Source organism: Polaribacter sp. SA4-10, from assembly GCF_002163835.1.
Classification (GTDB): Bacteria; Bacteroidota; Bacteroidia; order Flavobacteriales; family Flavobacteriaceae; genus Polaribacter.
Window position 1 is genome coordinate 1,686,339 of record NZ_CP019331.1, and the last position, 12,490, is coordinate 1,698,828.

At 30.6% G+C, this 12,490-nt stretch carries 11 protein-coding genes; 7 read left to right on the plus strand and 4 right to left on the minus strand.

Going from position 1 to position 12,490, the window contains the following annotated elements; all coding sequences use genetic code 11:
- Position 1: 1 nt before the first annotated feature.
- Positions 2-3,109, plus strand: coding sequence for a glycosyl hydrolase (locus BTO04_RS07355; protein WP_087563886.1), 3,108 nt, complete (start codon positions 2-4; stop codon positions 3,107-3,109).
- A 60-nt stretch (positions 3,110-3,169) separates the two neighbouring features.
- Here BTO04_RS07355 and BTO04_RS07360 read toward each other — a convergent pair whose 3' ends face one another.
- Complete coding sequence (locus BTO04_RS07360) at positions 3,170-3,418, minus strand: hypothetical protein (RefSeq protein ID WP_087563887.1); 249 nt, start codon at positions 3,416-3,418, stop codon at positions 3,170-3,172.
- On the minus strand, positions 3,418-3,744 hold the full coding sequence (locus BTO04_RS07365; RefSeq protein WP_087563888.1) for a nucleotide pyrophosphohydrolase: 327 nt from the start codon (positions 3,742-3,744) through the stop codon (positions 3,418-3,420). Before BTO04_RS07365 ends, BTO04_RS07360 begins: the two co-directional genes overlap by 1 nt.
- A 159-nt stretch (positions 3,745-3,903) precedes the next feature.
- Between BTO04_RS07365 and BTO04_RS07370 the strand changes: the two genes are divergently transcribed.
- Positions 3,904-4,911: a hypothetical protein gene (locus BTO04_RS07370; RefSeq protein ID WP_087563889.1), complete on the plus strand. Its 1,008-nt coding sequence runs from the start codon at positions 3,904-3,906 to the stop codon at positions 4,909-4,911.
- 69 nt (positions 4,912-4,980) lie between these two features.
- On the opposite strand, the gene BTO04_RS07375 is transcribed toward BTO04_RS07370, so the two are convergent.
- On the minus strand, positions 4,981-5,754 hold the full coding sequence (locus tag BTO04_RS07375; RefSeq protein WP_087563890.1) for an alpha/beta fold hydrolase: 774 nt from the start codon (positions 5,752-5,754) through the stop codon (positions 4,981-4,983).
- Between the two features lie 156 nt (positions 5,755-5,910).
- Positions 5,911-6,624, minus strand: coding sequence for a pyridoxine 5'-phosphate synthase (locus BTO04_RS07380; RefSeq protein ID WP_087563891.1), 714 nt, complete (start codon positions 6,622-6,624; stop codon positions 5,911-5,913).
- Between the two features lie 228 nt (positions 6,625-6,852).
- Here BTO04_RS07380 and BTO04_RS07385 point away from each other — a divergent pair, with 228 nt between their 5' ends.
- The 5 genes from BTO04_RS07385 to bamA all read left to right on the plus strand — a co-directional run bounded on the left by BTO04_RS07385 (position 6,853) and on the right by bamA (position 12,483).
- Entirely contained in the window at positions 6,853-7,506 is a 654-nt protein-coding gene (locus BTO04_RS07385; RefSeq protein ID WP_232455970.1) for a CBS domain-containing protein, read from the plus strand.
- 23 nt (positions 7,507-7,529) lie between these two features.
- The gene (locus BTO04_RS07390; protein WP_087563893.1) at positions 7,530-8,429 is read left to right on the plus strand and encodes an NAD kinase; all 900 of its coding nucleotides are present in this window, start codon (positions 7,530-7,532) and stop codon (positions 8,427-8,429) included.
- A gap of 105 nt (positions 8,430-8,534) precedes the next feature.
- On the plus strand, positions 8,535-9,221 hold the full coding sequence (locus tag BTO04_RS07395) for a DUF6089 family protein (protein ID WP_198342130.1): 687 nt from the start codon (positions 8,535-8,537) through the stop codon (positions 9,219-9,221).
- Between the two features lie 6 nt (positions 9,222-9,227).
- Positions 9,228-9,971, plus strand: coding sequence for an isoprenyl transferase (locus BTO04_RS07400; RefSeq protein ID WP_087563894.1), 744 nt, complete (start codon positions 9,228-9,230; stop codon positions 9,969-9,971).
- A gap of 7 nt (positions 9,972-9,978) precedes the next feature.
- Positions 9,979-12,483, plus strand: a complete 2,505-nt coding sequence (gene bamA / locus BTO04_RS07405) for an outer membrane protein assembly factor BamA (RefSeq protein ID WP_087565352.1) — start codon at positions 9,979-9,981, stop codon at positions 12,481-12,483.
- The last annotated feature ends 7 nt before the right edge of the window (positions 12,484-12,490 follow it).

Consider the following 12,490-nt stretch of genomic DNA (forward strand, 5'->3'; position numbering starts at 1 on the left):
CATGAAAAAAATCTATTTTCTAGTAATTTTCTTGTTTCTATCAGCAAATGTCAAAGTTACTGCACAAAAAAAATCTACCAAAGTTTCTGACGAATATTTTAGTGCTGTAGAATGGCGAAATATTGGGCCTTTCAGAGGAGGAAGAAGCGCTGCAGTTACTGGTGTTTCCAATAAAGCGAATCTTTTTTACATGGGTGCTACAGGCGGTGGCGTTTGGAAAACAACGGATGCTGGTAATACTTGGCAGAATATTTCAGACGGATTTTTTGGAGGATCTGTTGGCTCAGTAGCAGTTTCTGAATCAGACAACAATGTTATTTATGTTGGAATGGGAGAAAAAACCGTTCGTGGAAATGTTTCTTCTGGAGATGGAATATGGAAATCTGAAAATGCAGGAAAAACATGGAAACACATTGGATTAAAAAATTCTCGTCACATTCCTAGAATGAGAGTTCATCCTAAAAATCCTAATATTGTTTTTGCTGGCGTTATGGGCGATTTGTACAAACCAACTCAAGAAAGAGGTGTTTATAAATCTATAGATGGTGGCGCAAACTGGAAAAAAGTATTGTTTTCAAATGAAAACGCAGGAGTTGTAGATTTAATAATCGACCCAAATAATCCTAGAATTTTATATGCTACTACTTGGAACGTTCGAAGAACTCCTTATAGTTTATCTTCTGGTGGCGATGGTTCTGCACTTTGGAAAAGCACCGATGAAGGAGAAACTTGGACAAATATATCTGCAAATAAAGGCTTACCAGAAGGAATTTGGGGAATTAGCGGCGTAACCGTTTCTCCTGTAAATTCTGATATAGTTTGGGCTTTAATAGAAAATGAAAAAGGAGGTATCTACAAATCTACAGATGCTGGTAAAACTTTTAAACTGATTAATTCTGAAAGAAAATTAAGACAAAGAGCGTGGTATTACACGCGTTTGTATGCAGATACACAAGATCAAGATATTTTATATGTTTTAAATGTTCGCTATCATAAATCTACAGATGGTGGTAAATCATTTAGCACTTACAATGCCCCCCACGGAGATCATCACGATTTATGGATTGCACCAGAGGATAACCAAAGAATGATTATTGGTGACGACGGTGGCGCACAAGTTTCTTTTGATGCTGGTGAAAATTGGAGTACCATGAACAATCAACCTACTTCTCAATTTTATAGAGTTACCACGGACAATCATTTTCCATACCGAATTTTAGCGGCACAACAAGACAACTCTACTATTCGTATTTCGCACAGAACTGCAGGAAGGTTTATTACCACATCTGATTGGGAAACTACTGCTGGAGGAGAAAGTGCTCATATTGCGGTTGACCCATTAAATGATGAAATTGTTTATGGAGGAAGTTATGGTGGTTTATTAACTAGAAAGAATCACAAAACAGGAGAAACAAGAGCGGTAAATGTTTGGCCAGACGATCCAATGGGTCACGGAGCAGAAGATTTTAAATATCGTTTTCAATGGAATTTCCCAATCTTCTTTTCACCAAATAATAAAAAGAAATTATATGCAGCATCTAATCATTTGCATGTAACAGAAAATGAAGGGCAATCTTGGAAATTAATAAGTCCAGATTTAACAAGAAACGACCCCAGTACTTTAGGTGCATCTGGTGGTCCAATTACCAAAGACAATACAGGTGTAGAATATTACGGAACTATTTTCGCAGCAACAGAATCTACTCTAGAACCAGGTTTAATTTGGACAGGTTCTGATGATGGATTGGTACATATTTCTAAAAATAATGGCGAAACTTGGGCCAATGTAACACCTAAAAAAATGCCAGAATGGACAATGATTAATGCTATTGAAGTGAATCCGTTTATAAAAGGAAGCGCCTATATTGTTGGCACAAAATACAAATCTGGCGATTACAAACCCTATATCTACAAAACAGAGAACTACGGAGATTCTTGGAAAAAAATTACAAACGGAATCGGTCAAGAAAGTTTCACAAGAGCCTTAAGAGCAGATCCTAAAAGAAAAGGATTGTTATATGCAGGAACAGAAAAAGGAATGTATGTTTCTTTTGATGATGGTGAGAACTGGGAATCCTTTCAGCAAAACTTGCCTATTGTACCTATTACAGATTTAGCTATTAAAAATGATAATTTAATTGCAGCAACACAAGGTAGATCTCTTTGGATTATTGACGATTTAACACCTTTACACCAACTAAATTCGTCTTTATTAAAACAAAATGTAGTTTTATACAAACCAAAAGATGCCTATAATATGAGTGGAGGAAACGGTAAAACTTCGAGAACTGCGGGTACAAACCATGCGGGTGGAGTTGCCGTAAATTATTTTATCAAAAAAGAAAATAAAAAAGATACCATTGCACTATCTTTTTATGATTTGAATGACAACCTCATCAAAAAATATACAACAAAACCAAACAAAGAAAAGAAAGAGGAAGTATTAAAGATTAAAGATGGAAATAATATTTTCTATTGGAACATGATGTATCCCGGTGCAGAGAAAGTAAAAGGAATGATTCTCTGGTGGGCTTCTTTAGATGGACCTATGGCATTACCTGGGACTTATAAAGCTGAATTGTCTGTGAATGATGAGAAGGTGTATCAGAATTTTAATATTTTAAGCAACCCTACTTCAGAAGCTACTGAAAATGACATGAAAATGCAATTTGATTTCATTAATGAAATCAACACAAAAATGACTGAAATTCACAAAGCATTAAAAAATGTAACCAAAGTTCGCAATCAAGTGGGGGTATTGAAAAAATCTATCAAAGACAAAGAAAAGTACAAGGCATTGTTAACGTTTGCCGATACTTTGGTAAAAGATTTAACTAAAATAGAAGAAACTTTATATCAAACAAAGTCTAAAAGTGGACAAGATCCTTTGAACTTTCCAATTAGATTGAATAATAAGTTAGCGCATTTAAACTCTTTAACTAGAATAGGGAACTACGCTCCTACGCAACAAGCAATCGATTTTAAAAATGAAATTACAAAAGAAATCGATATTGAATTGGTAAAACTAAATGCCTTATTTACAAATGGAGTAAAAGAATTAAATAGAAAGGTAAAAGCTAGTGATATAGATCTGATTCAATTGGATTAGAATTTGTATCATAATAAAAAAAAGCGGCCTTAAGCCGCTTTTTTTATTTATTTAAATTTACTATTTCATTTTTTTATTGGTTAAATAGAAACCATAAAAGACACTGAAAATCAATTTAAATCCAAAGAAATTTACCCATTTACCATCATCAAAATTTATACTTGAAACGGTTGCAAAATCTCCTGAAAAAATTTCTTTATAACTACTAATCAATAAAGAAATTACAGTAACAACTATAAAAAAAGGAATTGTAATTTTTAAAAAGTTAGACCAAAAAGCGGGTTGTTGTATTTTTTCTAAAAAACTCATTATTTTAATTTTTGATTATTATGATGGCGATCATGATCGCGTTTTGTTTTAATATCTAATTTCTTTTCAAAAGCATCTTGCAAGTTAATTCCTGTTTGATTTGCTAAACACAAAACTACAAATAACACGTCTGCTAATTCTTCTCCTAAATCTTTATTTTTATCAGATTCTTTTTCACTTTGCTCTCCATAACGCCTTGCAATAATACGTGCAACTTCACCAACTTCTTCTGTTAATTGCGCCATATTGGTTAATTCGTTAAAGTAACGAACTCCATGCGTTTTAATCCAATCGTCTACTTGTACTTGAGCGTTTTCTATGTTCATTTTTCTTTTTTTATTAAAAGATTGAAAAATTAAAGATTCAAAGATAAAGTTTCTTGTTTTATTTGGTTTGTTTCTGAAGGTAAAAAAATATAACTTAGCTATCTATGATTACAAAACGTTAAAACGACTTCATAATCGTCTTAAGTTAGCACCAATACCTTGAAATATAAAATCCTATATTTATCAATACTGACAATAGTCTCAACTCTCGTTGCATCTTCTAATGTAATTAGTAATGATGGATATGGTAAAGGCGACATTCAAGCCTTTGCATTTTATTCATTAATACTTTCTGCAATTTCACTATTACTCGTAAAAATTATTAAAACAATTTTCTCCAAGGTTAATGCTGGAATTGGACTATTTCTAACTATTGTTTACTCAATTCTGCAATCATTTCTATTCATTTTGATTATGTGGCTGATTTTTGGTCCTTGGATTGGTGCTTTCAGTTTTCCTTTACATTTGTGTTGGCTTTCCGGAACTTTATTTGCCAATTTTTACTTACTTATCATTTCGGACAATAAATTCAACAATAAACATCTTGGGATTACAATTGTTACGATTAGTCTAGGCCTTCTAATAGTATTCTTGTTTAACAAAGGAAAAGACCAAATGGCTCAGGAACAAAATTTTGATATTGTTTGCCTTGTTCATCGTCCTTCAGATGTAGTTCCTGAACTTAAAGATTTAACTAAATTTTCTCTAACGAAGAATGAAGCACAATCTATAATTGATTTAGGCTTAAAAGGTACTTTTTGGACTGATAAGTTCTTTAGAATATCCAAATCTAAATTGGAGTCTACTGATTACCCAGACTACGATTTTGATGAATTAGAAAACAACCCAGGTGCAAATATTGAATTTACATTTGGGAATAAACTTGATTCATTGACCAATAATAATCAGAAAGTTATAATAATAATGAATCATCCTCAAGAAGATGATTTCACATTTCAAGAACCTTTTAATACGTCAATAATTGCGATTCAGAGTATTGAAAAAGACGAGTTTGAATTAAAAAAATTTGGCAAAGAAACTAATTCAAAAAACATTATCATTAGAGGAACAGACTTCCGTGGATTTCCATATTCTACACCACTAATACTGAACTTAAAAAATAGAGGTGAATTTAGACTACATGGATTTCAATGGATTGAGAAGTAAAGGTGCTAACACCATATAAAATTAGTAGCTTAAAACACGCAACTAACCTGATACAAAACCGTTTGCGAATTAGCCCAAAAAACCAGCAACTTCACTATAAAAATCTTTAGCATTTTCTGCATGCAACCAATGACCTGCATTCGCAATTTTTACAATTTTTGAGTTCGGAAAATGTGCCTCTATAATAGGTCTTTCATTTTCAGTAATATAATCTGATTTTTCTCCTTTTAGAAACAACGTATCTTTTTCAAAAAGAGTAAAAGAAGGCAATGCATCGCCAACCTCTGGATTGTTATTTGTTAACGATTCTAAATTGAATCGATATCCCAATTGTCCTTTCTCTTTCCAATAAAGGTTTTTCATTAAAAACTGACGAATACCAAAGTCTGAAATTAATGCTGATAATTTTTCATCAACCAAGCTTCTAGAGTTTTGAATAGAAAAATCAACCGAATTTAAACCTGCTAAAATTGCATTATGATGTGGTTTGTACATTCTTGGAGAAATGTCTACAATGACCAACTTATTTAATAATTCTGGATACGTTACAGCAAATAACATTGCTGTTTTCCCTCCCATAGAATGACCAATTAAATTCACATTTTCTAATTGATGGTGTTTTATATAAGTATATAAATCTACTACTAAAACTTCATAATTAAACGCATCTGAATGAAAACTTCTTCCGTGATTTCTTTGATCTATTAAATGGACTTCAAAATTTTCTGCAAATTTATTTCCAAGTGTTTTCCAATTATCACTCATTCCAAAATATCCGTGTAAAATTAACAACGGAGTTCCTTCTCCTTTTATAGTTGAATGTAATATTGGATTATTTGGCATTTTTATATTTTTTGTCAGGTTGAGCGCAGTCCAAATTTAAATTAACCTCTCGACTGCAATCAAGGATACATTTTGTTTTTATTCTCTAACCACATAGTTAGATAGAAAATCATAGTTATTAATCTTGTACTTAAAATTGTAACCTGCGACTGAAAACTACTTAAGTCGATGTAAATACATGTTTACTACATTTTCTAAACCTAAATACAAGCTTTCTGTTATTAAAGCGTGTCCGATAGAAACTTCAGCAAGGTTAGGAATATTTTCTTTAAAGAATTTAATATTATCTAAGCTTAAATCATGCCCAGCATTAATTCCTAAACCTAATTCATGTGCTAAAATTGCAGCTTCTGTATATGGTTTTACAGCATCAAAGTTTCCTTTTTCAAATTCGCTTGCAAATTGTTCTGTATATAATTCTATTCTATCAGTTCCTGTTTTTGCAGCAGCTTCTATCAAATTTAAATCAGCATCTATAAAAATTGAAGTTCGTATTCCGTTTTTATGAAACTCCTCAATTACTTCTTTTAAAAAAGATTGATGCGTAATTGTATCCCAACCAGCATTTGATGTTATTGCATCAACAGCATCTGGCACTAAAGTAACTTGCGTTGGTTTTACTTCTAAGACCAAATCTATAAAACTTTGTATCGGATTTCCTTCAATATTATATTCTGTAGTAACAACAGATTTTAAATCTCTTGCATCTTGGTATCTTATATGTCTTTCATCTGGTCTTGGGTGAATGGTAATTCCTTCTGCTCCAAAATCTTGAATATCTGTGGCAACTTGTAATAAATTTGGCACATTTCCTCCGCGAGAATTTCGTAAAGTTGCTATTTTATTAATATTTACACTTAACTTTGTCATTGTCTAAAATTAGTTTGCAAAGGTAGATTATACCAATTACACATTCAAATTTTGTACATAAATTGTTTCTTTTAAATCCATTTGTTACTTTAGAGTGAATTACAACATATATGATGGTGCTCTTTTTTACTTAAACTAGCTTTAAAATAATTGAATCTCTTTGTGTAAAATACAAAAATATAACTGGTATTATTAATTCATTTTATCTTATATTCGTAAAGAATGAACATGAACGATTACATATTAAAAGAAATAAAAGCACTTCGCTTAAAAGACAGTGTAAAGAGTGCTCAAAAAATATTTAGGAACTATCCTATTACACATTTCCCTGTAATCGAAAACGATAAATTACTAGGTTCTTTTGCTGAAAGTGATATACAAACAATTGAAAATAAAGAGGGTGAATTGGTTGCGTATGCCTATTTGTTAAATTCATTTTTTGCTGATGAAAAAGCAACTGTTTTAGAATTGTTAAAAATTTTCGCTGATAATGACACTAACATTATTCCTGTTTTAAACAAGGATAAAAATTATATTGGTTATTATGATTTATGCGATGTTTTAGATGTTTTTTCTACAAGCCCTTTTATGATTGAAGAAAGTGAAACGTTAATTGTAGAAAAATTAATAAATGATTACTCTATGGGTAAAGTTGCTCAAATTGTTGAAGCAAGTGGTGGCAAATTATTAGGCTTATATATTTCTAATAAAACAACAGATTTTGTTCAAATTACCTTAAAAATAGTTTCTGAAGAAATAAACGAAATTATTCAAACTTTTAGAAGGTATGATTATAAAATAATTTCTTCTCATGAGAATGATATTTATCTAGAGGATTTAAAAAACAGATCAGATTACTTACAGAAGTACTTAGAAATGTAAGTCTTTAATCAAACAACAATAGTGTGAAAAAAGTAGCGATTTACGGCCAATCATATTCAATTTCTGCAGAAAAAGAAATTAAGATTTTATTAGAAGTATTAGAAGAAAAAAATATTCTCTATTTTTTTGAAGAACAGTTCTACAATTTACTTAGAGAAGGTAAATACTTAGAGAAAAAACATTTAACTTTTTCTCACTTTAAAGATTTAGACACCACTTTTGATGCAATGTTTACAATTGGTGGAGACGGTACAATTTTAAGAGCTGTAACTTATATTAGAGATTTAGGAATTCCTGTTTTAGGAATAAATGCAGGAAGATTAGGTTTTTTAGCAACCATACAAAAAGATGAAATTAAAGAAAGCATAGCCCTTATTCTAAAAGGCGAGTATTCGATACGAGAACGCTCTTTATTAGCTATAAAAACAGTACCCGAATTAGAAAGTTTTTCTGAATTAAACTTTGCGCTTAATGAAGTTACAATAGCAAGAAAAAACACCACTTCTATGATTGGTATTAATACCAGTTTAGATAATGAATATTTAACAAATTATTGGGCAGATGGTTTAATTATAGCAACACCAACAGGCTCTACAGGCTATTCTTTAAGTTGTAATGGACCCGTAATTTCGCCAGATTCTAAAAACCTGGTGATAACACCAATTGCGCCACATAATTTAAACTCAAGACCAATGGTTATTTCAGATGACACTAAAATTAGATTAGAAATTAACTCTAGGGAAAAAGATTTCTTAATTTCATTAGATTCTAGAATTACATCTGTTCCAGGAAACACCATTGTTTATTTAGAAAAAGCAGCATTTACGATAAAAATTATTTTACTAAATAACCAATCTTTTTTAAAAACCTTACGCAGTAAGTTATTATGGGGAGAAGACACAAGAAATGAAACCAACCTTTAACGCATTATCTACAATAAAACTTTAAAATAGTTGTTATTCAAAAAAGACTGAATATTAACCTTATAAAGCAAACTGAAACACCTATATTTGCCAGCTATTTTTAGAATGAAAAAAAGTATATTATTTATCGCATTTATTAGCTTCACTTCACTTTTGTTGGGGCAAGAATATGAGGTTGGTCTTTTTATTGGAGGATCAAACTATGTTGGAGATATTGGTAGAACAAATTACATATATCCAAACAGATTAGCAGGAGCCGCTTTTTTTAAGTATAATAAGAATCCTAGAATTGCTTTAAGAGCAACGTATAGTTATTTACCAATACATGGAAATGATGCTGATGCAGAAACAGATTTTAAAGTAAATAGAAATTTAAATTTCTCTAATACAATAAACGAATTGGCAGTAGGAATGGAATACAATTTTTATGAATATGATTTATCATCGGTTGATAAAACTTGGACTCCTTATATTTTGTTTGAATTCGCAGCTTTTAATTATAAATATATTAAATCTCAAACTTCTACAACTTCTCCAATAGAAAATATTTACGCAAATAAAACATCCTATGCAGTACCAATAGGAATTGGTTATAAATCTAAATTATATGGTAATTTAGCGTTTTCTATTGAAGCTAAGTTTAGATATACATTTGAAGATGATTTAGATTATTCTACAGATAAAATATCATCTTTAGATTTTGGAGGAAAAGGAAATGATTGGTATATGTTTTCAGGATTCTCTCTAATTTACACATTTGGTAGACCTGCTTGTTATACAAAAGGATTATAAAAAAACATGGATAAAAAACTACTCATCGATTTACAAAAAGTTCCTAAACACGTTGCCATTATTATGGATGGTAATGGCCGTTGGGCAAAAGGTAAGGGTATGAATAGAATTTTTGGCCATAAAAACGCACTTACTGCTGTTAGAGAATCTGTAGAAGCGGCATCTCAAATTGGTGTTTCTGCAATAACATTATACGCTTTTTCTACAGAAAATTGGAACAGACCAAAATTAGAAGTAGACGCTTTAATGAGCTTACTTATAAACTCACTTAAAAAAGAATTACCAGATTTTCAGAAAAATGGCGTAAAAGTAAACTCAATTGGAGCCACCGAGAGTTTACCTAAAAAAGCACAAAAAGTATTAAATAATGTTATTTCCCAAACAAGTAACAACACAAAAATTACTTTAACTTTTGCTTTAAGTTATGGATCAAGAGAAGAAATTGTTAACACAATCAAAAACATATCTAAAAAAGTTGTTAATAAAGAGCTTTTAATTGAAGATATTACCGAAAATATTATAAATAACCATTTATATACATTTAATTTGCCCGATGTTGATTTAATGATAAGAACTAGCGGAGAACAACGCATTAGTAATTTCTTATTATGGCAGATGGCATATGCTGAATTATATTTTACAGATATACTTTGGCCAGATTTTAGACTAGAGCATTTTTATGATGCAATCATTGAATATCAGAATAGAGAACGAAGATTTGGAAAAACAAGCGAACAAATTACAGAATAAATTTTATATGAAATTATTTTCTGCTGCAATAGTGTTTATAGCACTATTTTTTACTTTTGATGCAAACGCACAAATAGAAAAAGACTCAATCAAAACCACTAATAACACTTCTTTTGAAAAAGGGAAAAAGTATACTTTAGGTGGCACCTCTGTCACTGGTCTTATAAAGTTTAGTGAAGAAACTGTTAGAGTTTTTACCGGTTTAAGAAATGGGCAAGACATAAAACTTCCTGGAGATAAGTTAACAAGTGCAATTAAGAAACTATACGAAAGTAAACAGTTTAGCAATGTAGATGTTTATCTTTCTAAAATAGATGGAAACACTGTTTATCTTGAATTTGATGTTTTAGAATTACCACAATTAAACCATGTTAAAATTACTGGTGTGAAAAAATCTAAAGCAAAAGAATTAATAAAAGACGCTGAGTTAAAACAAGGTGCAATGCTTACAGACAACTTAATTGTAACTTCAAGAAACTACTTTACAAAAAAATATACAGACAAAGGTTTCTTAAAAACTAAAGTAAGTTTAGATGTAAAGAAAGATACTGCAGATGTTAACACTGTTAACATGTCTATTTTTATAGATAAAGGAAATAAAATAAAAATTAAAGACATTGTTTTTACAGGAAATAAAGCTATTTCTAGTGGGAAATTAAAAAAAACAATGAAAAACACGAAGGAGAAATATTTTGGTCGTTTTTGGAAAGGATCAAAATATATTGAAGAAAAATACCAAGAAGATTTAGAAAGTATTTTAGATAAATATAGCAGACTTGGCTATAGAGATGCTCGTATATTAAGTGACAATATTTCTTGGAATGACGATAACACTATCAATATAAATATAGGTTTAGAAGAAGGAAGACAATACCGATTTGCAGAAATTTTATTTATAGGTAATACAGAATACACCGATGAATATTTAAACCGTATTTTAAAAATTGAAAAAGGTGATGTATATAATGGAGCTGTTTTAAAAGAACGTGTAAAAGGTGATGGATCTCCTACTTCTGAGGATTTATCTACATTATACCAAGATAGCGGATTTTTATTCTCATCTGTAAATGTAATAGAAACTAAAGTAGAAGACGATTCTATTACAGTAGAAATTAGAATTAGAGAAGATGAGAAAGCACGTATTAGAAAAGTAACCGTTTCTGGTAATGACAAAACAAATGATCATGTACTTTTTAGAGAATTAAGAGTAAAACCAGGAGACTTATTTAGTAGAAGCGCAATAATTAGGTCTATTAGAGAAATTGGTCAATTAGGTTTCTTTGATGCAAATGTTACACCAGACGTTGTTCCAGATTACCAAAACAAAACTGCAGATATAGATTTTACTGTGGTTGAAAAAGGTGGAAGCCAAATAGAACTGCAAGGTGGTTATGGTGGTGGCTCTTTTATTGGTACTTTAGGTTTATCTTTTAACAACTTTTCAATTAAAAACATATTTAATAAAGACGCATATAAACCTCTTCCAATGGGAGATGGTCAAAAACTATCTTTACGTCTACAATCTAGTAGAACATATAATACATATAGTTTTTCATTTACAGAACCTTGGTTAGGTGGTAAAAAACCAAAATCATTATCTTTTTCTGTCTATTCCTCAAATCAATATCAATTAGATTTTACTACATATGATGTAGATAGAGATAAAAGTTTAGGAATTATTGGAGCCTCTATTGGATTAGGACAAAGGTTAAAATGGCCTGATGATTATTTTCAGTTATCTCAAACAATAGCATATCAAAGTTTTAAACTAAACAATTATGGATTTAGTGTTGGAGGAGATTTCTTAAGTCAAGGAACATTAAACAACTTATCTTATAGTGCAAATATTAGCAGAAATTCTGCAGGGCCAAGTTTAATTTTCCCAACGTATGGATCAGAATTTTCTATAGGTGTAAAAGCAACAATTCCATACTCTTTATTTGAGTCAAAAGATTACAGTTCTTTAGATATAGAAGAAAAATATAAATGGTTAGAATACTACAAATTAAACTTTAAAGGTAAATGGTATACTGCTTTTACAGATAAGTTAGTATTAATGAATAATGCTGAATTTGGTTATCTAGGTTTTTATAATGAAGAGCTAGGTCATTCTCCTTTTGAACGTTATTATGTTGGTGGTGATGGTATTGCTGCTTTTCAATTAGATGGTAGAGAAACTATTGGTTTAAGAGGGTATGAAAACAACAGATTATCAGACACAAATGGAGGAACAATCTTTACAAAGTTCCAAATGGAATTACGTTATTCAATTACAGATTCTCCATCAGCATCTATTTATACATTAGGGTTTGTAGAAGCTGGTAATTCTTATAACAATTTTAGTGAATTTAACCCGTTTGAGTTAAAGCGCTCAGCTGGATTAGGTGTTAGGATATTTATGCCTGCTTTTGGTTTATTAGGTATTGATTTTGCACATGGTTTTGATCCTTTACCAGGCCAAAACGTAAAATCTGGTTGGCAAACACATTTTATTATTGGAAGACAATTCTAGGAAAACT

Bases quoted from the DNA above. Each gene is read 5' to 3' on its own strand.
- BTO04_RS07355 (WP_087563886.1), top strand. From the start codon at position 2: ATGAAAAAAATCTATTTTCTAGTAATTTTCTTGTTTCTATCAGCAAAT.
- BTO04_RS07360 (WP_087563887.1), bottom strand. From the start codon at position 3,418: ATGAGTTTTTTAGAAAAAATACAACAACCCGCTTTTTGGTCTAACTTT.
- BTO04_RS07365 (WP_087563888.1), bottom strand. From the start codon at position 3,744: ATGAACATAGAAAACGCTCAAGTACAAGTAGACGATTGGATTAAAACG.
- BTO04_RS07375 (WP_087563890.1), bottom strand. From the start codon at position 5,754: ATGCCAAATAATCCAATATTACATTCAACTATAAAAGGAGAAGGAACT.
- BTO04_RS07380 (WP_087563891.1), bottom strand. From the start codon at position 6,624: ATGACAAAGTTAAGTGTAAATATTAATAAAATAGCAACTTTACGAAAT.
- BTO04_RS07385 (WP_232455970.1), top strand. From the start codon at position 6,853: ATGAACGATTACATATTAAAAGAAATAAAAGCACTTCGCTTAAAAGAC.
- BTO04_RS07395 (WP_198342130.1), top strand. From the start codon at position 8,535: ATGAAAAAAAGTATATTATTTATCGCATTTATTAGCTTCACTTCACTT.
- BTO04_RS07400 (WP_087563894.1), top strand. From the start codon at position 9,228: ATGGATAAAAAACTACTCATCGATTTACAAAAAGTTCCTAAACACGTT.
- bamA (WP_087565352.1), top strand. From the start codon at position 9,979: ATGAAATTATTTTCTGCTGCAATAGTGTTTATAGCACTATTTTTTACT.